The organism is Fibrisoma montanum, from assembly GCF_003583365.1.
Classification (GTDB): Bacteria; Bacteroidota; Bacteroidia; order Cytophagales; family Spirosomataceae; genus Fibrisoma; species Fibrisoma montanum.
On record NZ_QXED01000003.1, the window covers coordinates 789,470 to 813,851 of the forward strand.

Sequence of the window (24,382 nt, forward strand, 5' to 3'; positions counted from 1 at the left end):
TGAAACGCTATACGGCCTTTTAGTGCGGTTGCGTAATCTGATTAATTTCGGCGTTGATGCGTCGCCTTATGTCAACCTTCGCGCCCGTAAAAACAAAAATAGTGGTGCCCTGTTCCCTGGCCCAGGGGTTCTGGATATTTCCTCCAACGAGGGCAGTCCGGAAGAAAGGGCTTGTTTCCCGCAGTTCCTCGCCGACTTCCCCGGCCTCTTTTACCCGGATCAGGTTCGTGTAATACGTATCCAGATCAAACCAGTTCACGTAGTCAGCATTGAACGATACGGCCCGAATGCCCTGCTTCGTGTAGTAGTTGATAGCCCCTGCCTGCCCGTAGTTGTCACATAAAACCAGGGTGCGGTCTGGCTCCGGAAGTTTTGCGTAAAGCTGATCGACCTTGGCGGCCAGTTCCTGCCAGCCCAGCATATCGGCATAATCCTGCGGCAGTGGATGATCTTTGCCGTCTTCCCAGCGAAGCATCCCCAGTTGCTGATACATCCGGCTATGCGCAACGATGTAGGCCGGACTCCTGTTCGGAAAAGCGAACTGGTACATAAACCCAAAAAAAACGATTGGAATCAGCAGACAAACCGGTTGCAGATACCGCAGGCGGCCCGTCTGCACCTTGTTCGCTATGAACACAGACCCAAACGCCAGGTAAATGGGATACAGACCGATGGCGTAGTAGTCCTTGGCTCTGAAGTACAGAAAAACGACGAGTGTACCGAAGAAGGCCCAGAAAAACGAGCGGTACGGCCGAAAAGGCGGATAGACCAATAGAGCATACAAAGCCATACCGATTACAAAACTGGAGCCGGCAAAAAAGAAAAACTGAGCCCGCAGGAACGCCCATCGATCAACATTGACCAGTTGGTAGGCAGCTAACTGGTTCATGTGGTGTATCACCGGAAAGCCGTTGTTGTACTGCCAGAGCAGGTTCGGCAAAACGAGCAGCGCGCCCACCAGACAGGCAAGGAGTGCCTTCCGGGTGAAGAGCAAAGAACGCTGCCTGGTAAGTAAAAGAGCCGGTATTAATCCGGCCAGTAAAAAGCCGATGTTGTATTTATTGAGAAAACCGACGGCAAACACAACTCCGCCCGCCAAAAACCAGCTGAGCCGCTGCGTCTGTATGCATTTCAGCACAATGAAGTACAGACTCGTCCAGCAGAGAACGTCCAGCGAATTGGGCTGGTAGAGTGTATTGAGCCGTAACAAAACCGAAAACAATACGCACGTGGCGCCCAGAACCAGGGCGAACGTATTGCCGTTCAGCGCCTGAATGGTTTTCCAGACGACACCTATGGTCATGGCACCGAACAGGGCCGGAAAAAACTTAACCCAGAACACCGAGTTGCCCAGCTGCCTGATGATCCAGGAAAGCCAGGACGTAAACGGCGGAACCGACAGGTACCCCCAGGCTAAATGGCTGGCCTGGTCAAGGTGCAGATACTCATCCCGTTGCAGGTCATATTCAGGGCTGATCAGGGAATACTGCAGGATGAACTTCAACAGAATAAACCCCAGTAAGAGGAGTGTCTGTCGGGTCTCGGCCGCTTTGCCGGCCAACGTCTTTATGTTCGGGTAAACCATCTCTTCAGATCCGGGCCGGGCCCAACCAATAGCATTGCTGATGAAAGGTACGCAGAAAGCGTGGTTCAGGGAATGGAAATCGTTTTGCTTTGGACGGCCGACCCACCAAACCAACCGGTAGCGGGCCGGGCATTCGTGCTAAGGGCGGTAATGTTCGTCGATACGTTTTCGGTAGGGCTGGCAAACAAACCATCATTCCGCATCTGCCGTTGCAGTTCGACCAGGTAGCCATACGTATCGGCGGTAATGGCATGTATCTCCACCCGCGCCCGGTCGCCCGTCCGAAAGGGACCGGGGCTTAGCTCAAGGCCGGTAAGGTAGTTTCCGTCCAGAAAATCGTCGTTGAAGAAGAACAGATCCAGTTCCGGATTATTCAGCAACGTATCATTGCGAAAGACCTTGATTCGGTAGTGATCGCCACGCCCAGGCAGTTCCCGGCCGAAGTAGGTAAGGTAGTAACCGGCATCCTGATCATCGGTTTCCTCCCTGTAGACCACCCCAAGGGAGTCGATGGCCGGCACCCGGTTGATCTGCGTTTGGGCGACATACGTTTGCCCGGCTACCGTTACCGAAAGCGTATAGGTACTACCGATTTTCCCCCGTAGCGTAGCCGATTGATATACACCGGGCTCCGTTTCTCTCAATACGTCCCGGACACCGTTGTTATCGGTAATCGTTACCTCGGCTCCCTGAACGCGGGGAGTACTCTGGTTCGAGAAATAAGGGGCTGTGGTTGATAACCGTACGGCATACGGGCCCGGCTGGTCTGTGATCCAGCCATCAACGACCAGCTGCGTCGCACCATCAGGTACGTCGACCGATACAATGTCTTCGCAGCCGGCTAAGCCTATCCCAGCTACCAGCAGAACAGGCATGAATCTGTGGGTTTTCATCGTCAAAAGTGGAAATTATAGGTTACGGAAGGCAGAATCGAACCCAGAATGGCCAGCCGGACAGCGTTGGTTTGCCGTGTATTTCGCCCATCGTTCTGTTCAAAGTAGATGGAGAAGGGATTCCGGCGGGCGTAGACATTGTAGAAGCCAAACACCCATTCGCTCCGCCAGCGCCGATCCGGCCTGGACCGACCCTGCCAGGTGGCCGATAGGTCAAGCCGATGGTAAGGCGGCAGTCTGAAGTTATTACGGACGTTACCGGTGTTTATCGGCACGACAATGGTTCCTCCGTCCGCTTCATACCGGGCGTTGGGGGCCGTGGTGGCGATACCGGTGCTGTACGTAAAAGTAGCCGAACCGCTCCACCGCTTTGACAGAGTGTACGTGCCAACGGCGGAACCCACGTGTCGCCGGTCCTGGCTGGCGGCATACCAGGTATTGTTGCTGATTCCGTCAATTTGTTGCTCCGTGCGGGACAGCGTATAACTAAGCCAGCCCGTTAGTCGGCCGCTGGCTTTTCGTACGTAGACCTCCAGCCCGTACGACCGGCCCCGACCGTACAGAAGATCCGCTTCCAGATCAGGATTCAGGCGAGTCTGGGCGCCGTTGCGGTAGTCGATCGCGTTCTGTGCGTTTTTGTAGTAAACCTCTGCCGATGCCTCCCAGCGCGTCGGGCTGAGGGTCCGAAAGTAACCGGCCGAAACCTGATCAGCGCGTTCGGGCTGAATATTATTCGTCGATGGTGTCCAGTTATCCAGGGGCGACGCGGCCGTTGTATTCGAAATCAGGTGGATATACTGCGCCATCCGGTTGTAGCTCAGCTTGATTGAGTTTCGTTCGTTGATCACGTACCGCAGCGAAACACGTGGTTCGAAGGTATTGAAAGACCGGATGACGGCCCCCCGCCCGACTATCTGCTCATTCACGGGCTGTTTTGGCCCCTTTTCCACGTTCACATAATCGCGAACGCGTTGTGGTCCCAGGTAATCGTAGACCGAAAACCGTAGCCCGTAGCGCAGTGCCCACCGCGTGCCCAGCGTCTGTTCATTATCGATATAGAACGCGTATTCGCGGCTGTGTTTTGCGGGCAAGGCAATGGCTTCGACCGGCGAGTCATTGCCGGTTGGTGAAAGAGATCCCGGGTCGAAGCGGTATCGCAGGAAGCTCCCCCCGAACGTGAGTGTGTTGTGATAGCCGGCGTAAAAGGTAAAATCAGTTTTCAGGTTGTACGTCCTGATGGCCGACGTCCAGACGGCGCCCCGAATGCCTTTGGGCAGATCAAGCGAGATATCGCCCTGCGCTTCCTGCGGTATACCGAGCTGGTAGCTGTAGGCGCTGTAGACACCGGTCAGGTTGGCAAAAAGGCGTTTTGAAAACAGGTGGTTCCAGCGAAGCGTGCCTGTCTGATTCATCCATTCCATGTCAACCTTTTTGCCTTGAAAATCAACACGGAACACATCCTTACTCGAATACAGCGATCCATACACCCGGTCCTTCGCACTGATCTGGTAATTTACTTTCGCGCTCAGGTCGTAGAAGTAGACGCTATTTTTTCGGAGCTGCTCATCCCCGGAAAGCCCCACGACCAGGTCGGAGTAGGAACGACGCCCCGCCACCAGAAAGGAGCCCCGGACTGGATGGTCCCGGACTGGATGGTCCCGGACTGGATGATCTCCAGTTGGACGGCCTTTTCCCAATGGTCCCTCGATGGTCAGTCGGCTGCTGATAGTCCCCACCCCTCCGGAGGCCTGAAACCGCTCGGTATTCCCTTCCTTCATCCGCACGTCCAGCACCGACGACAGCCGCCCACCGTATTGCGCCGGTACGCCCCCTTTACTGAGTGTAGCCTCTTTTACCGCGTCGGGGTTGACTACCGTAAAGAAGCCCATCAGGTGCGATGCGTTGTAAACCGGCGCTTCATCGAGCAGGATCAGATTCTGACCTACCCCGCCCCCGCGAACATTAAATCCGGCCGCCCCTTCGCCCACAGACGTAACCCCGGGTAATAATTGCAGGCTTCGCACCAGATCCACCTCGCCCAGTAAAGTCGGCAGGATTTTCAGCGTCTTCAGATCCAGCCGGGTGGTTCCCATCTCCAGATTGTGGATGCGCTGAGCGGATTCGTTGGCGCTGACCATTACCTCATCCATTTGCCGGGCTGCGGCTACCAGCCGAATCTGGACCGCCTGATCCGGCTTTAGTACGGCCACTGACAGCGCCTGGCTCCGGAAACCGATGTAGCTGATAACCAACGTATCGGCAAGCGATGGGACTGTCAGCGAAAAATACCCGTACGCATTGGTCGCGACGCCCGTTGGCTGACTTTTGAGCCGCACAGAAGCCCCAACCAGTCCTTCGCCGTTGGCTGCGTCACGCACGTAGCCATACAGCGTCTGCCCGGGCTGGCCCGCCACCGGGTACCCGGCCAGAGCCAGCACGAATGCCCCCAGAAGTAGCATGTTTTTTTTCACGATCATCATGTCGTAGAGGAGTGTACATAGTGGTAGCGGGCCGAACATAACCAGTTGTTTATCAAGTTATTTTTCCGCCGATGTAAATCAAAACCAACGTTAGCGCCCAGAACTTACCTTCACAGTCAGTTCGGCTGCCGGCACAAAAATGGCAGACGTTATCCGGGGGCTAGTTGTCAATTTTTGCTATTATGTTATTCCAACCGTCCGCACACCTCAACCTGACCCATCAGGTAATTCACTACGTTGAAGCGCATCTGGACCAGCCGTTTACCATTCGGACGATTAGCGAAGAACTTGGGGTTTCGTATTTCTACCTGCATCATCTGTTTGGCGAAACAACCGGTCAGCCGCTGGGTGAACTCATCAAACGACTGCGCCTGGAGCAGGCTTTCGGTTATTTGAAACACTCGGCGTACAGCGTCGGAGACATTGGCGAGCTGACGGGCTTTGGCTCAAAACATTCGTTTAGCCGGGCGTTCTCACAGCATTTTAATCATACCCCCTCGGCGATTCGAATGCAGTCGAACCTGGTGGTTCCCGATAGCTTCGTGCATCAGGCAGGGACGCCGGCAACGTATCGCGGGCACTGGAAGCAGCGGATGCTGACGGGGCAGTATGCCATACGCCCTCTCCCGCCGATGGTGTACTTTTTCCAGTACCTGGGCACCATGGCCACCGATCGCAGTACCAGCTTCAGCCAACGGCTACAGCGGGTATTCGAACTCCAGGCCATAGTGCAGCAGCCGATCGTGTTGAGTACGTCGGCCATTGGCTGTGCCACCCACTCCCGGAATGCCCTGATACGGGCCGGTTTTCTCGTCAGGGATGACCGCACCGCTACGTATCTAGCCCAGTCGGGTTTCTTCCAGCGTCGATTTGAAGCGGGTAACTACCTGACGGCCCGATTCAGCGGGGAATTACCCACCGGCAGTTTGCTGACGTATGCCTTGATTCAGGAATCGGTGCAGCAGGGACTGTTTCGGCTGCGGGACCACAATTCGTTAATCCTGGTTGAGCCGGCCAACGTAGAGCAGTTCGAGGTTTGGATTCCGGTTAATTAACTACTCCATTCCTGTTCGTGACTGCAGTCTATCTACGTCATTAACTGAGCGCTAACAACTTTAACAGCTATGCGTACTATGAACGACAAGGCAATACCGCGCCGGGACTTTATCCGGTTGAGCGGTCTGGTCGGCGGTTGGTTCGGCTTGTCGATCTGGCTGCCCTCTCCTGCGTCCGCCGGCCCGGTTAACGAGCCGTCTGCTTCGTTTTCGCCAGACGTATTTGTGGAGATCAGCCGCGATAATACGATCGTCTTCAATCTACCGAAACAGGAAATGGGCCAGGGCATCAGTACAGGTTTAGCCATGATCTTCGCCGATGAACTGGGCGCCGATTTTGACCGGATGCTGGTCAGGCAGGCCGATTATGACCCTCGCTTCGGAAATGTCATTCAGGGAGTAACCGGGGGCAGTAATTCCATGCGGGCTTGCTGGCAGCCGCTGCGGGAAGCAGCCGCCCGCGTTCGGGACCTCATGGTTACCGTAGCGGCTGAACGCTGGCAGGTCGAACCAACCGGCTGCCTGGCCGAAGATAGCTTTGTCATTCATCGCCCCACCGGACGGCGCTTACCGTTTGGCGCGTTGATCGAGCAGGCCGCTCAAAAACCGATACCGGCCGAAGCTCGCCTGAAAGACCCCTCCGAATACCGGTACATTGGCAAACCGCTGGGTAATCGTCAAACCCGACGTGTCGTGCTGGGCCAAATGCGCTACGGTATTGATCTGGAGGTGCCCGGGATGGTCCATGCCGTAATTGCCCGCTGCCCCTTCTTCCGGGGTACTCTCAGGCACTATGCTGATTCGGCCGCCCGAAACATACCGGGCGTGCTTGATGTCGTGGCAATCACGCCCATCCGAAAAGCGGTAAAACTAAGTCCGGACGACAACAACCCGACGACGTACCCCTACACCATTGCGGCCGGGGTCGCGGTGGTCGCTACGTCGACCTGGGCGGCCATGCAGGGCCGGAACGCCTTAACTCTTGAGTGGGACAGCGGCCCGTTCGGTAACGTATCCAATCAGGCCCTTGCCGATCAGCTCAGGGCGGCCGAACAGGAACCGGGCGAGGAGGTATTTCACCACGGGTCGGTAAACCAACCGATAGCACGGGCCACCCGGATGGTCGAAGCCCAGTATGATACTCAGTTTCAGGCGCACGCCATCATGGAACCCCTAAACGCCGTGGCTCATGTCAAAAACGGCCAGTGTGAGGTATGGGTAGGTCATCAGTACGGCCGGCGGGTGGCCGAAGAAACCGCTGCGTTGTTGAACATTCCCGTTGATCAGGTTACCGTTCATATCCTTCCCTCAGGCGGAGCGTTTGGTCGACGGTGGGAAGCCGATTTTGCCCTGGAAGCGGTCATCATTTCCAAACAGGTTGGTAAACCCGTGAAGGTAACCTGGACGCGCGAAGATGAAATCCAGCATGATTATTACCATGCCTACGAGCGCGACCACCATCGGGTGGCCCTTGGCGAACAGGGAAATATTACCGCCTGGGACCTCAAGCGGTACACGTATGATTTCTTCGCGGGCTGGTCGTGGAACCCCTATCGATACGGGGTTCCAGCCAGCCGCATGCGGGCTGTTATCCTGGAGTCGCCCTTACAGACCGGTTCGTGGCGCAGCGTCGACTCACACCGGGAAACGTTCGCCCGGGAGTGTTTCGTCGATGAACTGGCCCATGCACTGGGCAAGGATCCACTGGCCTACCGGCTCGACCTGCTGAGCAAACCGCTTATTGTACCTGCCGGGGTAGAGAATCCGGACAACTGGCTGAAGCGGGCCGAAGATGAACGTAGAAAAACCCGGCAGATTTTGGAGCTGGCCGCTCAGAAAGCGGGTTGGGGTTCGAAAAAAGGAATGGGAATTGCCGTAACGAACTACTGCGCTCAGGTGGTAGAAGTCACCCTGGAAGACGGTAAGCTACGGGTAATAAAAGTAACGGCCGCCATGGACTGCGGCCGGGTTATCAATCCCTCCCTGGTCAAAGGACAGGTAGAAGGCAGCATTATCTGGGGTTTGCAGGCAGTGCTGTACGGTGGAATTACGCTACGTGAGGGTCGGGTTCAGCAAAGCAATTTCCACGATTACAAAATGATCCGGATGCCCGAGTCTCCATCCATTGACGTTCATCTGGTAGACAGCCAGGAGCCACCGACGGGAACCGGCGAGCCGGGCGTACCGGCACTCGCCCCGGCCTTACTGAATGCGGTGTTTGCCCTAACCGGCCAGCGCATCCGGCAGATTCCAATGGGTACGGATTTGTTTTGATTGCGGCCCGTTGGGTCACGCGTATTGGAGACCTTATTGAAAACGATACGAAAGCGTGAGCGATCCGGCAGGAACCAGCAGCCCATCGAAGCGCTTACGGAGCCGCTCCGTTACGGTAGGCGTTATCTGATTGGCAATGAACCGCCCGATCAATCCACTGCCCTCCGATCGGACGCGGCTGTTAACGTCCACCGTCGCCAGTACCCCCAGATCCAGCGCCAGCTTCAGCCGGTTTACGCGCGGCACAGAGAAAGCCCGCCCGAAGCTCAGCCCGAGCTGACTCAGGTTGGCCGCCGGCTGTAGCCAGGTTTCGTCGTAGAAATTTCCCACGACCGGAAACCGGTTCCGGTAATCGTCTACCCGTTCGTTAATGCGTTCGGCTTCGTCGGGAGCCAGGTTATTGACGAGTTCCGATGCCGTTCCGTCGACCCGGTAGTTCAGGGTTTGCATCCAGATGCTCAGCCGCCAGTGGCCGGGCTGCCACCGCCCACCAAAACCAAACCCGGCTACCGACTGCAGGTTGGCACGGAGGTACTGGTATGATTGCGCCTGATCGGGCCGACGTTTTTCCAGCTGGCGCAGCAGGTAGTTCGCGTACCAGGCCGACGAAAACCCCACCTGACCAAACACCGCCCAGCGCGGGCGAAGCCGTACCGACAAACCCGCTACATGCTGAAGGGGCAATTGACTACCCAGATACACCTCACAGACTGGTCGGTGTCGATGCCAGGCAGGTGGTGTTTCTATCCGAATAATCCGTTGCGCCCGGAGCGCCGTTGTTAGCAGGAAAAGTGATAGCAGCAGAAGGATTGATTTCATGAGCGAACCAGTTGACCGTCTGAATAAATCGGTTCGTAGGTTTGACAAGAAGCTAGGCAAAGGCTGACAGCGTACCTACGATGACAGCCACCCACCCAGCAGCCGTCGGTAGCCGTTCATGCCCGCTTCCAGATTCGGGACCGTTTAACAAAACCCACCGAGCCGGTCAGCTCCAGTTCATTGTTCGACCGGAGCCGTACGGAGCAGTCTGCCGTTCGGCCCTGTCGGGGGCTGTAGGTTTTCCCATTTACCCAGCTTCCATTCCGGTACGTCAACCCCCAGAAAACCGTCATCCCAACCAGCGGCTGCCGACGTTTGGCCGGGTCCGGATTGTTCTCGTCCAGCTTAGGGCTGCCATCCGGGTGGTTGGGTTCAGCCATCCAGATGAGCCTGGCAGAATACGTAGCACCCGATTGAAAAACCTCGTATTTCTGATTACGGTCTTCGCTATACCACTGGCCCACAATCTGATTCCCATCCCCAGTTGCCCAGCCCCACAGACTCCAGCCGCATAAAAAAAGCACACGTAGCATTCCTATTTTCATCATGACGATTGTGTTGGTTTGATGGGCTAAAGATGCAGCGGCTGAAAAACCGGTAACAGCAGGACTTGATCGAAGCGGACAAACCAGAGCCCAAGCCAGCCAACAACCCGCGTAACCCGCTTGTAATCAATAGGCTTGCAGGACAGGTCGTCTGAGCGCCGGCTTGTCAGGATACTATCGATTGTTTGGCGGCAAACTCGTCCGGTTCAGGGGCTGGTTTGTCCGGTTGGCGTACTTTCTGTAGAAATCGTCGGTATCTTTCTCTTACTTTTCAACCGGTCGGGCATCTCGTTAATCTGACAACCCATTGAAAGCGCTCCAACTGAATCGATTGCCCATTCCACTGGCGGTGGCTCTGATCGCAGGGCTGTTCAGCAGTTTCCAGCGGCTCGTATTTTTTACATCCCTGGAATGGCTGTACGTCGGTTACGCGTTTGCGTACAATTTTATGTTTAGTCTGTTCCTGTGGTGGCTGGCCGATGGCCTGGGGAAGCGTCTGCGTCTGTGGCAGAAAATAATCCTGGTGTACCTGATTGGTTTTATCGTGATGTCGGCCGTTTCGTACACGTTCTACCAATGGTCAAATCAATGGATTCTCCCCGTCCGGCTAACGGACAGGCGCAATCCGGGGCAGGACATCGCTCCGTATCTGTTCCAGATCCAACCCCTGCGGTCGTTCACGCTCATTACGGCCGTTCTCCTGATTCAGTACACGATGCAGTTGTTGGGCGAAAAGCAGCGGATACAACTGGAAAATGAACGGCTGAAACGGGAGAACCTGAATGCGCAGCTGGAGGCCATTCGGCAGCAGATTAACCCGCACTTCTTTTTCAATACGTTGAACACCCTGAAAACCCTGGTTAAAGCCAACAAACCGGAAGCGCTGCCCTACATCATTCAGCTATCCAACGTGTTCCGGTACCTGCTCCGGCTGCAACAGCAGCCCTGGGTGACCCTGGATGAAGAGCTTCAGTTTCTGAAAGCGTACCTGTTTCTGCTCGAAATCCGCTTCGGCGACGGCCTGCTCGTCCAGGTCGCGGTGCCGGAGACCATATTGACCACCCGCATCCCGCCCGCTACGTTGCAGTTGCTGGTCGAAAACGCCGTTAAGCACAATGTGGTTTCGGCCGCCCGTCCGTTACGTATTCAGATTGAACAGGTCGATGATCAGCACGTACGGGTAGAGAACAACCTGCAACCCAAACGAACGCCCGAACCCTCGAACGAATACGGCCTGCAAAGCCTTAATAACCGCTATACCTACCTGTGCGGCCAGGGTATTGAGGTTGACCAAACCGATACTTCCTTTCGGGTGCTATTACCCCTGCTTGATTGTGAACCACCCCATGAAAACGCTCATCATTGAAGACGAACCCAACGCAGCCCGCGACCTGGCGGCCATGCTTCAGAAACTGGACGCCGGTATTCAGATGCTCGCCCTGCTCGACAGTGTTGAAACCTCGGTGGAGTGGCTTCGCCAGCATCCGGCTCCGGACCTGATCTTTATGGATATTCAACTGGCCGATGGTGTCTGTTTTGAGATCCTACGGGAAGTGGATGTACGAAGCCCGGTTATTTTCTGCACGGCCTACGACGAATACGCGCTTCAGGCGTTCAGGGTCAACAGCATTGATTACCTGCTGAAGCCCCTGGAGGAAGCCGATCTCAAACGGAGTCTGGATAAACTGACGACCCTGCGCGAGCAACTCGGCGACTGGCCCCAGAAACTACTGAGCTGGTTTGGGCAGCACGACCGCCTGCAAACGGGCAGGAAAAGCAGTTTTCTGGTCTCCTTCAAAGGCAAGATGTTTCCCGTGCCGACCCGCGACATTGCTTACTTTATCATTGAAGACGGTCTTTCGTTTATCATCACCTTCGACGGGCGCAAGCTACCCCTCACCCAGACGCTCGACGTCATTGAAGAGCAACTCGATCCGAGCCAGTTTTATCGGGCTAACCGACAGTATATCATCGCCTTTGAAGCTGTAAAGGAAGTGGAGCCGTACTACACCCGGAAACTGGCCGTGAAGCTACGGAGTGTCAAACCCGAGACCGTGTTCGTTAGCCGGGAGAAATCGACCAGTTTTCTGCACTGGCTGGAGAACCGGTAAGGAATGGTTTTCCGGATAAGAAGCGGAGTGCGTCGCCACAGTAAAGTCTGCAATTTCAGTTCTTATGGTTTTAGCATGCTTCGGCTAATGCACTGGCGGAATGGCTGCGGAATCCCGGTAGGCAAAACGAAGTAGCGGTTTGGAAACCTCGAAATTGTACCTGGCATTAGTGCCTCTTCAGTCGCCCGGTTAAAGAAGCAGATTCGTGAATGCTCCTTTGTTTCAGGTAGGAGTTTTTTCTAGAACGAGTATTTATAATGACTGCCAAGTGGCCAGCAGCGGATGACCGTCGCCACCGCGGTCCGCTTAGCAGCATACGTCAAATAATTCCAGCGTACACGTGTACGGCTATACATAGTATTAATTGTCAGCAGCATACACCGGTTGAATCTGTCCTAACCCACAATCGTCCCTTTCGCTTTCAGGACTTTGTTGATTTAGATCAATAGTTTTAATTACCATACCTCAATGACTCGCCGTAGCGGGCCTAGTAAGTTTGCTCCTGAATAAAAGAGCAAGCGTGATGATACAAAGGACTATTTCCAGTCTCTACACACCGAACAACGAACGCGGCTTTCTCGGTGCCGGTCATGTTGCACGTACCGTTTTGACAGGTGGTTTCGCCAAGACAGATCCGTTCATTTTCTTAATGGACGATATGCTGGATAAAAAAGACCACGAACCCGCCGGGGGGCCTCATCCACATGCAGGCTTTGAAACAGTGTCTCTTCTGGTTGATGGGGAAATAAAGGAGATGCTGGAGTCCATGAAAAAGGGCGACTTTCAGATCATGACGGCCGGTAGTGGTACGATCCACACCGAAACTATAGAAGGCCCCACCAAAGGGCGTTTGTTTCAGATGTGGCTGAACCTGCCCCGGAAAGATCGCTGGGTGACGCCACGCATTCAGATTTTGCCTGCCGAACATGTTCCGGTCCTTAACAAAGAGGGTGTGTACATGCGGCTGTACAGTGGTACGCTCGCCGGTATTCACTCACCGGTACAGAACTACACACCGCTCATAGCCGCGGAGTTTGACCTGAAAGCAGGCGTTGGCACCAGCGTTCAGTTTCCCGCCAATTTCAACGCTTTCCTGTATATCATCAGCGGTTCAGTACAAATCGCGGGTAAAGTCATAAACCATGATCAGGTAGCCTGGCTGGATTTATTCGATACCGAAGAGGACAGCAATCTGGCAATGCAGGCCGGCGAAAACGGGGTGCGTTTTGTGCTGTATGCGGCAAAGCCAACCCACGAAGCCATTGTATCCTATGGGCCATTTATTGCCGACACCCAGGCCGAGATTGCCGACCTGTACAAACAATACCGGAGCGGTACGATGCAGCACATCGCTGCCGCCCCTGAAGCACAAAAACTGATATTTTAATTTTTGCAAGTATGAGCTATACAATAGGCATTATCGGTTCAGGACATATTGGGCGTGGACTGGCTACGCATCTGGCCAAAACAACCTATCCGGTGTTGATTACCAACAGCCGGGGCCCAGAGTCGTTGACAGACCTGGTAGCTTCTATTGGCGGATCGTTAACGGCCGCTGACTTAAACCAGACCATTGCACAGGCCGACGTTTTATTCATCGCCGTTCCGTGGACACAGCTATCGGATCTGGCCAACGAACTACAGCGTTATAGCGGGAAGATCATCGTCGACGCCACCAACAATATCGTCTCGGTCAACCCTTTTCAACTAGCCGATACTGCGGGTAAAACAACGGGAGAATACGTAGCTGCTCTGTTTCCGGACCAACGGGTAGTGAAAGCGTTTAATACCCTCGCGGCTGCTGCCCTTGCCCAGCCTACGCAAAGCGATTTGGGCAATACCGTTATTATCATCAGCGGTGATGATGACGATGCGAAAAAAGAAGTAGCCGACATTACCAAAGCAATGGGTTTTGAACCGATTGACATCGGCACCTTCCAGCAAGGTGGTGCCCTTCAGGATGTGGATGGAGCCTTGTCTGGGGTTGAACTCATCAAAGTAAAACGGTAAGCAACAGGCTAACCTTAATCAGTAGACGAGCGCTAGTCATACATGGATATTCAGCAGAAAGACAACGGACAGAAGGGAATTTTTTACGTAGCGATAGACGGTAAAACAGAAGCGGAAATGACCTACGTATGGTCAGGCGATCAACGGATTATAATTGACCATACTGGCGTAAGCGAAGCCCTGAAAGGCGAAGGCGTTGGTAAACAACTGGTGCATGCAGCCGTTGTCTGGGCTCGGGAAAAACAGCTAAAAATACTGCCGCTCTGTCCATTTGCCCGAGCCGTATTTGACAAAACGCCTGACTATCAGGATGTACTCTTTTAAAGAGTGAAACCAATAAGAGCTACAAGCTTTCAAATTCTACTAATGCACAACAACGGTGCATTTTACTACACCTCAACGTCTTCCGCTTTTCTGAACGCCAGTTTCGTCGTGTCGTTCAAGGTATCACTCAGGAGCCATCCTTTTTAAATCTTAACAAACTTAACGGCTATAAACAATGAGCAGCACAGGACAGGAGCGCCCTTTTAAAGGCGAGCAGGATCCACAGATCTTTTCTGAAATCAGGACTTTTTTGCAGGCGCTAAATTCAGGCGATGGCAAGCCCGTGGAGGCCTTAAGTCCTGCCGATGCCCGGCAGGTATTGACCGGTGCTCAACAATCGGTCGAGGTCGATTACTCAGGTATCACCGAAACCGAAAAAACGATTTCGCAAAACGGCTATCAGGTAAATATCCACATCGTAAAGCCCGAGCGTAGTCAAGACGGGGCGCCCGTGTTCCTCTTTATCCACGGGGGTGGCTGGGTGCTGGGTGACTACCCCACGCATCGGCGCATCGTGCGTGATCTGGTGGTGAACAGCGGGGCCGTGGCCGTCTTCCCCGATTATACGCCTTCGCCCGAAGCGCAGTACCCAACAGCCATCAACGAAATTTATGCCGCTCTGCAATGGGTAGCCGAACAGGGCAGTGAAATAGGTGTAGATGGTAGTAACCTGGCGGTTGTGGGCAACAGCGTCGGCGGTAATATGTCGGCGATTATGGCCTTGATGGCCAAAAAGAACAACGGCCCCAAACTCAAATTGCAGGTGCTGTTGTGGCCCGTTACGGATGCCAATTTTGACACTGACTCGTACAACCTGTTTGCCAACGGCCGGTTCCTTACCAAAAACATGATGAAGTGGTTCTGGGACAACTACCTGCCTGATGCCAGCAGGCGAAACGAACTCTATGCATCGCCCTTACAGGCAACTACGGATGACCTAAAAGACCTGCCACCGGCGCTGGTACAGACCGCCGAAAACGATGTATTGCGGGATGAAGGCGAAGCCTACGCTCGTAAATTGAACGAAGCCGGTGTACCGGTAACCCACACCCGGTATGGCGGTCTGATTCATGACTACGGTTTGCTGAACCCCATTGCCAGTGTACCGGCGGTGCAAACGGCCTTGTTGCAGGCGGCTGCGGTGATCAAAGCGGCTCTGAAGGCATAGTATGGCCTTATATCGTTAAGAAACTTCTAGCAGGATTTCCTATGGATGCTCAGTTAATGGATCGACTTCAGCAGACACATTCAGCGGTCTGGAATGAGAAAGACCGTACAAAACGCGATGCGTTGATGCAGACAATCTACGCAGACGACATAAAAATGTACGACAAAGAGTTTATCCTTAGCGGCATAACAGCCGTTTCAGACTTTATCGATACCCTGTTTGCGGGTGATGCTGATTTCAGTTTTACCCTAATACAGCCAATGGAAAGTACGCAAAATGGGGCCAGACTCTATTGGACTATCCGCACCGGACCTCAACCGAACGTATTAACCGGCATGGATTTTTTTGTCGTAGAAAATGATAAAGTAGCGCATCTGTTTGTATTTATGGATGCGTCGTAAGGCTTACTATTAGCCAACGTAAAGCTATTTGAGGTACGTGCAAATGAGTATCCTAATTATTTCTTTGCAGATTGACGGCGTATGCGACTAAGTGTTTCTTTAGTTATACCCAAGTAGGAAGCTATGATGTGTTGAGGAAAACGCTGCAAAAATTCAGGATGTAGTTTGCTTAATTCCTCGTAACGATAATCAGCCGTATAGTTAATTGACGTATTTAAGCGTTTCTGAGCTGCAATGTGCTGATTATCGTCAAGCTTTATCCGCATTTCGTGGAAGGCCGGAATATTATTTACCCGGTCGTAATAACCATTTGCCTTCGGTAATAGAAGCAGCTCAGTTTCTTCCCAGGCATCTATATTGTAAATAGACGGCAATTCTTTGTGAAAGCTCTCCCGGTCAGCCGTCCACCAGTTTTCAATGCATAAATTGAGCACGTGCTCATACCCTTTTTCGTCTACGGTGTACTGGCGGGTTGACCCCTTAACAATGAAGGCGATGTATTTACAAACTTCACCCTCCTGTAGCAGAAATTGTCTCTTTCTTAATTTTTTCGGGATGAACGCTTCCTCAATCAAGCTAATGTCTGTTTCAGAAAGTGGTATGGTGGAGCGCTCCTGTATATAGCGTATCAGCGAAGTAAACATCAAGAGGATAAAGTAAAAGTTTAAGAAGCTGATTGAGTTAATCGCTTTGGTGCGTCAGGGCGTCTTTTGGTCGTTGTCTGCGTTACTTTTTTGAGCCGTAGCTCGGCTACGACCGGCAAAACTGCCTTGACAGCGACTAACCTCTCCTGACAAACTCAACTTGCTAACCCAAACGGCTTCTAAGCCATCGTTTCAAGCACTAAAGATAGTAACTGGAAAATTAGGGTTTGCTGAAATGGGAAGTTGCACAAACCACTGGCTGTCTTGAACTGGCTTTGGGTTCTTTATCCGACGAACGTTTCGCTGCCACGGTTCACTAGCATGAAAAAACACCAGCCGTCGGAGCGCCGACCCAGGGCCAACTGTCCCTTAGAATAAAGACACCGGTACCAATCGAGTAATTACGAATTGATAAAACTACCCTGAGTGAATTAACCGACTTAAATTGGACTGTTTAGGATTTGGGGAGAAGGATAAGAGTCAGGCGATTTTTGTCATCCCGACGCAGGAGGGATCTTCGAGCGAGGCTGAAAAATCGCTAGCTACCGAAGATCCCTCCTGCGTCGGGATGACAAAAATGCTCTCATACTGAAATCTTAAAACAGCTTCATTATTTTCACTTTGTAAATGAGGGATGTGTGACACTTTGTAAAATGAAATATGGCTCGATCAGCTTACAGATTTCACGACTAGCCACCCATTGCCTATTGTTTCACCCACCGGTAGGCCAGCGCGAATGACATCACGGTATCATCTTGAGTAAAAAGGATGGCCGATGAAATCGCAACAAAGCCACATCAATTAAACGAAGTTCTAAATTCCAAAGGCGACAGATTCGTCTTTGCTTTGAAAAACTTGCTGAACGATTGAGGGTGCTCAAAGCCTAATTGATACGCTACTTCACCGACCGTCAGGTTGCTGATTGCCAGTATTTCCTTGGCTTTTTCGATCAGCCGGAGCTGGATATGTTGCTGGGCATTTTGACCCGTTAGATAACGCAGCATATCGCTTAGGTAATTAGGGGACAAATGCAGGGCGGCTGCCACGTGCTGGACGGTCAGCAGGCCTTTTTCTGCAGGCTGATCCGAATTGATGTAGGCATCGACAATCGATTGGAATTTTATCAGCAAATCACTGCTGGTGTTTTTCCGAGTGATAAACTGCCGTTCGTAAAAACGATTGGAATAGGTGAGCAACAAGGCAATCTGCGACAGAACGATGTCCTGAGTATGACGATCAATATGCTGGCATTCCTGGTCTATCTTCTTAAAAAGGCCGATCACATCCTCTTCTTCTCTGGGCGATAAATGCAGGGCTTCATGGACGGCATACGAAAAGAAACCGTATTGGGTGATTACGTTCGCTAAGGGGTGTTTGAGTAGAAAATCAGGGTGAAACATCAGCAATAAACCCGTACCGCATTCCAGGGTTTGTACATCCAGCGATTGCACCTGCCGGGGCGCGGTAAAACTCATCACGCCTTTATCGTAATCGTAGGTCTGTTGCCCGTATTTGATTTTGCCCTTCACCTCCCTTTTCAGCGCAATACAGTAAAACTGGTGAACAAACTGAGCCCAAGGCCCATCGGCGTCAAACTTACATAGCTCCGATGGGGTAACACTCACCAACGGATGCTGTGGGTCCGGCAGCGACAACAACCGATGAAACTCCGTTATAGTCTGGATGTTCTTCATAATAAGACAGTAAAATTGATCGGGCGGAAAACCACCCGTCGATGAATGCAGCTCACAAAAGCTGGCTGCATTCATCGACGGATTAAATTTAGTCAATCAGGCCCATGCCAAATTCATCGTAAGCCTGACCGGTATCTATACCCAACGGAACAATAGCTTCCAGGCGTTCCATGTCGGAGTCGGTTAACTCAACGGAAGCCGCCCTTATATTTTGCTCCAGATACGTTCTGCGTTTGGTGCCAGGTATTGGCAACGCTCCTTTTTTCAGGGTCCAGGCCAGAGCTATCTGAGATGGGGTACTGCTTTTCTGGCTCGCCAGGGCTTCAATGGCCCTAAGTAACTCAATATTCTTATCGAAATAAGCCGGTTGAAAACGAGGCATTTGACGACGAAAATCAGTTGCTGGCAAATCATCAACGGTTCGTAGCTCTCCCGACAAAAAGCCTCGGCCCAGCGGGGAATAAGCGACAAAACCAATTCCCATTTCCCCTACATCCCGTATGATACCACGCGCTTCTACTGTTCGTTCAAACAACGAATACTCGGATTGCAACGCCGAAATAGGGTGTACCGCATTGGCCTTGCGCACGGTTTGGGCCGACATCTCCGACAAACCTAGATAGCGTACTTTTCCTTCGTGTACTAAGTCCGCCATGGCACCCACGGTTTCTTCGATGGGTGTGTTTTTATCCAGGCGATGCAGGTAGTACAAATCAATGTAATCGGATCTTAGATGTTTAAGCGAACGCTCGACGGCTTTTCGTACATACTCGGGTTTTCCATTGATGGCCCAGGTAATGTGGCCGGCATCATCAATCTCCCAACCAAATTTAGTGGCAATGATATACTTGTCTCGACTGTTGCCGATCGCTTTGGCAATCAGTTTTTCGTTGTCGAATGGCCCGTATAAATCAGCGGTATCCAAGAAATTCCCACCTAACTCAACTGAGCGGTGGATGGTAGCGATAGCTTCCGCTTCATTGGCTTGCCCATACATATCATTGCCGGCAAAGCCCGTCATGCCCATGCAGCCTAATCCTATTAGTGGCACCTGCAATCCCTGTGTACCTAAGGTCACTTTTTTCAATTGTTCCATACCTGAAGTTTTACGAAGCAAAGTTCATCTTCCCAGTAGAGAACGGTGTGTTCAAATTCCTGAAGGTTGTAGTTAAATCCCGGATGCCGTCGGGAGGCCATGCGATTTTTTAAACCAGTGCCATCCACCCGGCGGCCCGGTCACTAATCAACCGCACGGCGGACCGTGTTGCTCTTTCATATCACTTATTGAGTTAATGATGCATCGTAGACTGCCAAGTCACGGGTTTTACGGGCGGCCGCTGCCGTACGAAACGGCAAAGCCAACCCTCTCGGGCTCCTGACACCTCAGATTCCCGCCAAACAGCCTCGGGTTCAAATTTGTCCGCTTTAAACCGATAGGGCTTGAACGACGTGGCTGATGAAGCTTGCTTAGCGTAACCGTTTTTCCTGACTGTTTAACGCCAACCCGATATTACCATGATATTGAACGAACATTTCGGCAGTTACCGACTGATTTTTCTGATCCTTTTTGTGCTCGCCGTCGTGGCGGAGATGATCTGGAACTGGGTGGCAGATAAAAAGGTATATGAGACCCGGGAAACCCTCTCCAATCTGTTTTTGCTGGCCGGGTTTCAACTGACCCGCAAGTTTGTGACGCTGGGGTATCAGTTGCTGGTGCTCGATTTCTTCTACGGGCTGGCCCCGGTTCACCTCCCCGAAAACCCCTGGACCTGGGTGGCCTGCTTTCTGGTAGTCGATTTTATGTACTTCTGGTTTCATTTTGCCTCCCATAAACTCACCTTTTTCTGGGCCTTTCACATCACCCACCACTCCGCCGAGCGTATGAACCTGACCACCAGCTACCGCCTGAACTGGCTCTACGCCCTGTTCAACGTATTCTTTTTTGTGCCCTGCGTCCTGATCGGCTTCAACCCCTCGATGGTTGTTTCGTGCGTGTTCCTGAACATCTTCTACCAGTTTTTCCTCCACACGGAAGCCATTGGCAGGCTGGGCTTTCTGGAAGGCATCATCAATACCCCGGCCGCCCATCGGGTTCATCACGGCAGCAACGAGCAGTACGTAGACAAAAATATGGGTGGCTTTCTGCTGATCTGGGACCGGATGATGGGTACGTATGAACCGGAAGGCGAAAAGGTGCGGTACGGAGTAAACGGATCGTATAATGGTACCAACCCGTTTAAGCTCCTGTTCGGTGGCATCATCAACTTGTTCCGTCCGTCCCGTAACTAATGGCCCTGGCCTCCTTCAGGAGCCGCCTTTGATCGAGGGCGACTTCTGCCATTAAACGCTAATCCATTGGCACCGGTGCCTGAACGGCTCGCGACCGAATTTGTCCGTTCAGCACGGGAAACCGTAGGTAGCTCCTGAACTATACCTTCTCTTTGTGCCACCATCATGTCCCACGTTATGTTTTCCGGCAAACGATTACTCTTTTTCATTGGCTGCCTGCTCATGGCCACACTCGCCCTCGGTCAGACCCGATACACCCTAAGCGGTTCGGTGAAAGACGCTCAATCGGGTGAGGTGCTCATCGGAGCGACGATACGCGTGCAGCAACAGCCTGTCATCGGTACGATTAGTAACGAATACGGCTTTTATTCGCTGACTCTGCCCGAAGGTACGTATACGATTCAGGTCAGCCTTGTCAGCTACCAGCCTGTTACGAAAACGGTTACGCTGACCACCAGCACGCACCTGGACGTTACGCTGGCGGAATCGGCCACCCAGTTGCAGGAGGTATTGGTCCGCAGCCAGGCTGCCAATGAGCACATCACAAACCCCACCATGGGCGTCGAACGGCTGTCAATGTCGGCCATCAAACAGATTCCGGTCCTGCTGGGTGAGCGTGACCCATTGAAGGTGCTCCAGTTACTGCCGGGCATCAAATCGGCCGGAGAAGGCAACAGTGGCTTCCACGTACGCGGGGGTAACAGCGACCAGAACCTGATTCTGCTCGATGAAGCGCCGGTTTACAACGCGTCGCACCTGCTGGGTTTCTTCTCCACCTTCAACGCCGACGCCATCAAGGACCTGGCTATCTACAAGGGGGGCATGCCTGCGCAGTACGGTGGGCGGCTGTCGTCGGTGCTGGACGTGAAAATGAACGATGGCAACAACCAGACCTTCCATGCCGGGGGCGGCATCGGACTGATTGCCTCACGGCTGTACGCCGAAGGCCCCCTGGTGAAAGACAAAAGCTCGTTTTTGATCACCGGCCGCCGGACGTACGCCGACGCGTTTCTGAAGCTGTCGAACGATCCGGACATCAACCGCAATACGCTCTACTTCTACGATCTGAACGCCAAATTAAACTACACGCTTTCCACGAAAGACCGGCTGTTCGTGTCGGGCTACTTCGGGCGCGACAAGTTCGGGCTGGGCGATCTGTTCAACATCGACTGGGGCAATGCGACGGGTACGCTGCGCTGGAACCACCTCCTCAACGAAAAACTATTCAGCAATACGTCATTGATTTACAGCCAGTATGACTACCAGGTTGGAATTCAGAACGGCAGCAATGATTTCAGCTTAACCTCATCCATTCGGGATTATAACCTCAAGCAGGAGTTCAGCTATTTTCCCAATCCGGCCCATGCCCTGCGGTTCGGGGCCAACGTTATTCATCACACCCTTACGCCCCGCAACCGCACGGCCACCAGCGAATCATCGAGTATCAATACTACCCGGGAAAAGAGCCGGTATTCAGTAGAGAGCGCCGTGTTCGTCAGCGATAAGTGGCAGCTATCGCCCAGGATTTCGCTGGAATATGGATTGCGGTTAACCTCGTTTGCCGTGCTGGGCGGCAGCGAGTACTACACACTGGACGCCAATAAGACCATCGTGGATACCTTGTCCTACCCGGCCGGGCAGATCGTGACCCACTACGTTAATCCCGAACCACGGCTCTCGGCGGCTTATGTGCTCAGCGACAATACGTCCATCAAGGCTTCCTATACCCGCAACGTGCAAAACCTGCACCTGATCTCCAACTCGGGAACCTCAACGCCCAACGACCGCTGGTTACAGAGCAGCAACGTCATTCGCCCCGAAATTGCGGATCAGGTTGCGCTGGGCTTCTTCCGGAACATAAGCGATAACCGTTATGAATTCAGTGTGGAAACGTATTACAAAGCCCTGCAGAATCAGATTGACTACAAGAACGGAGCTGACTTTCAGTTTACCGATGCCCTCGAAACGCAGTTACTTTTTGGCAAAGGCCGCGCATATGGGCTGGAACTGCTGCTACGTAAAAAAACGGGCGCGTTAACGGGCTGGCTAGGCTATACCCTTTCCCGAACCGAAAGACAGATCGAGGGAATCAACAACGGCCGCTGGTATCCTGCCCGGCAGGATCGTACGCACGACGTATCGATTGTTGGCGTCTACCAACTCTCGAAGCGGTGGACCCTTTCGGCTACGTTCGTTTACAACACCGGCAACGCGGTCAGTTTTCCGACCGGCAAATACCGCATTGATAATGCCGTGGTGTTTAACTACACCGAACGGAATGGCTACCGGATGCCGGCTTATCACCGGCTGGATCTCGGCGCTACGGTCCAGTTTGCCAAGAAGAAAAATTTTGAATCTGACCTGGCTTTCGGACTCTACAACGCCTATGGCCGGGCCAACCCCTACGCCATCAACTTCGAACAGGACGTCTATGATCCCAACCAGACGGAAATTCAGCGGATTACCCTCTTCAAAATGGTCCCGTCCATCACCTATAACTTTAGATTCTGATTCATATGCTTCGGTATTGTATGCTCTTTGTCGGACTGCTGTCGAGCCTGACCTCCTGCGTAGACGTGATCCAGTTGGACCTTAACCGGACTAACCCCGCCGTGGTGATTGAAGGCCGGATCACTGACCAGGATAGTATGAATGAAGTACGCATTACGCAATCGGTGGACTTCGATCATGCCAATGAATTTCCACCCATCACCAACGCACAGGTTGCCGTACGCGACCTGACAACCGGCCAGACGGACTCGTTACACCAGTCGTTTCCGGGCGTTTACCCTATCACGAAACTGACCGGTGTGCCCGGGCACCGCTACCAGCTTACGGTAACTATTGGCGAAAAATCCTACTCGGCGCTGGCCACCATGCCCCCCCGGGTAGAACTGGATCAGGTGAGCTACACCACCGACAATCGGCTGAATGGAACGTCCATCCGGACGGTAGCCACCTATACCGACCCTGCTGCGCCCGGCAACTATTACCGGTTTGTCAACTACCAGAATGGCCTGGCTTCCCGTACGTTCTTCGTCCGCTCCGATGCCTTTATCAACGGCAACCGCGTCGTTCAGACCATCCGGGACGACAACATCACGATTCAGCCGGGCGACACCATGGCCGTCGACATGCAGTGTATCGAGAAAGCCGTATTCGAGTATTTTAATGGCTTGGCCCAGCTTCAGGGTGACAACATCAATCAGGGCGTCTCGCCTACTAACCCGCCCGGCAACCTCAGCGGAGGGGCGTTGGGGTATTTCAGCGCCCACACCGTTGCCCGCCGAACCGTTGTCATCCCCTAACCGAACTGAACCTGGCATGTACCCCATGAAACACCGAACGCTTGCCTGTACACTATTGCTATGGGGTGCTGTCTGCTTCTCCACAACGGGTCAGGGGCTTACCTTCCCGCCGTTTACCAGATGGTACCAGAATCCACTGGGTTTTGAACCGGTTAAACTGCACACCGCCAACGGGCTTATCATACCAGCCGGCATTGCTCTGATCGGGGTAATACTGACCCGAAAAGATACCAGTCTCCTCCACCGCATTTCGGTAGTTGGCGAAGGAGGCACGTCCTGGGGGTATTATCCACCCTACACTACTATGTACCAGGCGAATGGAGGACTGTTGTTTCATGCCCGGCGGTGGTTATCCATCGGCGTAGAGGCCAATGTGTACCACCCGGGCGACGCGTTCAACAACAGCTGGGGGATCGGTCTGCGCCCGTTCTTCCGTTTTTACCCCGTGAACCAAACCCGCTTTCGGCTGTACATCGATTCCGGGGCGGGGTTGCTTCTTTTCAACAAACCGTTTCCACAACCAACTACGGGCTACGGCGCCTTTTCAGAACCCCGTACGGGCACGCGCCTGAATGGATCACCTAAATATGGCCTTGGCGTTGAATTGAATCTGAACGAGCATACGGCGATTATGGCGGGCGTCCGACACGTTCACATCTCCAACGGCAACCACCCGGGGCAGGAACGTAATCCCGGACACGACAGCAATGGATTCTATGTGGGGTTCAGCTATGGTCTACCTAAATAAGCTCACAAGCTGCTCAACCTATCTGCGGGCGGTT

At 53.2% G+C, this 24,382-nt stretch carries 21 protein-coding genes; 13 read left to right on the plus strand and 8 right to left on the minus strand.

Going from position 1 to position 24,382, the window contains the following annotated elements; genetic code table 11:
* Window positions 1-19: 19 nt before the first annotated feature.
* From DYU11_RS13285 to DYU11_RS13295, 3 genes are all read right to left on the minus strand, one after another.
* Window positions 20-1,585: a glycosyltransferase family 39 protein gene (locus DYU11_RS13285; RefSeq protein ID WP_119668146.1), complete on the minus strand. Its 1,566-nt coding sequence runs from the start codon at window positions 1,583-1,585 to the stop codon at window positions 20-22.
* Window positions 1,586-1,650: 65 nt separating this feature from the next.
* Window positions 1,651-2,478, minus strand: a complete 828-nt coding sequence (locus tag DYU11_RS13290) for a DUF4249 domain-containing protein (RefSeq protein ID WP_119668147.1) — start codon at window positions 2,476-2,478, stop codon at window positions 1,651-1,653.
* 2 nt (window positions 2,479-2,480) lie between these two features.
* The gene (locus DYU11_RS13295) at window positions 2,481-4,958 is read right to left on the minus strand and encodes a TonB-dependent receptor (RefSeq protein ID WP_119668148.1); all 2,478 of its coding nucleotides are present in this window, start codon (window positions 4,956-4,958) and stop codon (window positions 2,481-2,483) included.
* Between the two features lie 182 nt (window positions 4,959-5,140).
* Here DYU11_RS13295 and DYU11_RS13300 point away from each other — a divergent pair, with 182 nt between their 5' ends.
* Window positions 5,141-6,013, plus strand: coding sequence for a helix-turn-helix transcriptional regulator (locus DYU11_RS13300; RefSeq protein ID WP_119668149.1), 873 nt, complete (start codon window positions 5,141-5,143; stop codon window positions 6,011-6,013).
* Window positions 6,014-6,082: 69 nt separating this feature from the next.
* A complete protein-coding gene (locus DYU11_RS13305) occupies window positions 6,083-8,287 on the plus strand; it encodes a xanthine dehydrogenase family protein molybdopterin-binding subunit (protein ID WP_119668150.1) in 2,205 nt (734 codons plus the stop codon).
* A 33-nt stretch (window positions 8,288-8,320) separates the two neighbouring features.
* On the opposite strand, the gene DYU11_RS13310 is transcribed toward DYU11_RS13305, so the two are convergent.
* Together DYU11_RS13310 and DYU11_RS13315 are read right to left on the minus strand one after the other, a co-directional pair.
* A complete protein-coding gene (locus DYU11_RS13310) occupies window positions 8,321-9,106 on the minus strand; it encodes a hypothetical protein (RefSeq protein ID WP_147367935.1) in 786 nt (261 codons plus the stop codon).
* A 116-nt stretch (window positions 9,107-9,222) separates the two neighbouring features.
* Window positions 9,223-9,654 (minus strand): DUF2147 domain-containing protein, encoded by a 432-nt coding sequence (locus DYU11_RS13315; protein WP_119668152.1) that lies wholly within the window; start codon window positions 9,652-9,654, stop codon window positions 9,223-9,225.
* A 304-nt stretch (window positions 9,655-9,958) separates the two neighbouring features.
* Here DYU11_RS13315 and DYU11_RS13320 point away from each other — a divergent pair, with 304 nt between their 5' ends.
* From DYU11_RS13320 to DYU11_RS13350, 7 genes are all read left to right on the plus strand, one after another.
* Window positions 9,959-11,017: a sensor histidine kinase gene (locus DYU11_RS13320; RefSeq protein WP_119668153.1), complete on the plus strand. Its 1,059-nt coding sequence runs from the start codon at window positions 9,959-9,961 to the stop codon at window positions 11,015-11,017.
* On the plus strand, window positions 10,998-11,762 hold the full coding sequence (locus tag DYU11_RS13325) for a LytR/AlgR family response regulator transcription factor (protein WP_119668154.1): 765 nt from the start codon (window positions 10,998-11,000) through the stop codon (window positions 11,760-11,762). Before DYU11_RS13320 ends, DYU11_RS13325 begins: the two co-directional genes overlap by 20 nt.
* Window positions 11,763-12,285: 523 nt before the next feature.
* Window positions 12,286-13,149, plus strand: coding sequence for a pirin family protein (locus DYU11_RS13330; RefSeq protein WP_119668155.1), 864 nt, complete (start codon window positions 12,286-12,288; stop codon window positions 13,147-13,149).
* An 11-nt stretch (window positions 13,150-13,160) separates the two neighbouring features.
* Window positions 13,161-13,772, plus strand: coding sequence for an NADPH-dependent F420 reductase (locus DYU11_RS13335; RefSeq protein WP_119668156.1), 612 nt, complete (start codon window positions 13,161-13,163; stop codon window positions 13,770-13,772).
* Between the two features lie 42 nt (window positions 13,773-13,814).
* Window positions 13,815-14,096 (plus strand): GNAT family N-acetyltransferase, encoded by a 282-nt coding sequence (locus tag DYU11_RS13340; RefSeq protein ID WP_119668157.1) that lies wholly within the window; start codon window positions 13,815-13,817, stop codon window positions 14,094-14,096.
* 175 nt (window positions 14,097-14,271) lie between these two features.
* Window positions 14,272-15,264, plus strand: coding sequence for an alpha/beta hydrolase (locus tag DYU11_RS13345; protein ID WP_119668158.1), 993 nt, complete (start codon window positions 14,272-14,274; stop codon window positions 15,262-15,264).
* A 41-nt stretch (window positions 15,265-15,305) separates the two neighbouring features.
* Window positions 15,306-15,665 (plus strand): nuclear transport factor 2 family protein, encoded by a 360-nt coding sequence (locus tag DYU11_RS13350; protein WP_119668159.1) that lies wholly within the window; start codon window positions 15,306-15,308, stop codon window positions 15,663-15,665.
* Window positions 15,666-15,721: 56 nt separating this feature from the next.
* Here DYU11_RS13350 and DYU11_RS13355 read toward each other — a convergent pair whose 3' ends face one another.
* From DYU11_RS13355 to DYU11_RS13365, 3 genes are all read right to left on the minus strand, one after another.
* Window positions 15,722-16,309, minus strand: coding sequence for a Crp/Fnr family transcriptional regulator (locus DYU11_RS13355; protein WP_119668160.1), 588 nt, complete (start codon window positions 16,307-16,309; stop codon window positions 15,722-15,724).
* Window positions 16,310-17,106: 797 nt separating this feature from the next.
* Window positions 17,107-18,003, minus strand: a complete 897-nt coding sequence (locus tag DYU11_RS13360) for a helix-turn-helix domain-containing protein (protein ID WP_119668332.1) — start codon at window positions 18,001-18,003, stop codon at window positions 17,107-17,109.
* A gap of 88 nt (window positions 18,004-18,091) precedes the next feature.
* Window positions 18,092-19,099: an aldo/keto reductase gene (locus tag DYU11_RS13365; protein WP_119668161.1), complete on the minus strand. Its 1,008-nt coding sequence runs from the start codon at window positions 19,097-19,099 to the stop codon at window positions 18,092-18,094.
* 419 nt (window positions 19,100-19,518) lie between these two features.
* On the opposite strand from DYU11_RS13365, the gene DYU11_RS13370 reads away from it, so the two are divergent.
* The 4 genes from DYU11_RS13370 to DYU11_RS13385 all read left to right on the plus strand — a co-directional run bounded on the left by DYU11_RS13370 (window position 19,519) and on the right by DYU11_RS13385 (window position 24,348).
* Window positions 19,519-20,292 (plus strand): sterol desaturase family protein, encoded by a 774-nt coding sequence (locus DYU11_RS13370; RefSeq protein ID WP_119668162.1) that lies wholly within the window; start codon window positions 19,519-19,521, stop codon window positions 20,290-20,292.
* Between the two features lie 165 nt (window positions 20,293-20,457).
* A complete protein-coding gene (locus DYU11_RS13375; protein ID WP_229365816.1) occupies window positions 20,458-22,803 on the plus strand; it encodes a TonB-dependent receptor in 2,346 nt (781 codons plus the stop codon).
* Window positions 22,804-22,823: 20 nt separating this feature from the next.
* Window positions 22,824-23,600 (plus strand): DUF4249 domain-containing protein, encoded by a 777-nt coding sequence (locus DYU11_RS13380; protein WP_158600281.1) that lies wholly within the window; start codon window positions 22,824-22,826, stop codon window positions 23,598-23,600.
* Between the two features lie 25 nt (window positions 23,601-23,625).
* A complete protein-coding gene (locus DYU11_RS13385; protein WP_158600282.1) occupies window positions 23,626-24,348 on the plus strand; it encodes an acyloxyacyl hydrolase in 723 nt (240 codons plus the stop codon).
* Window positions 24,349-24,382 lie beyond the last annotated feature (34 nt).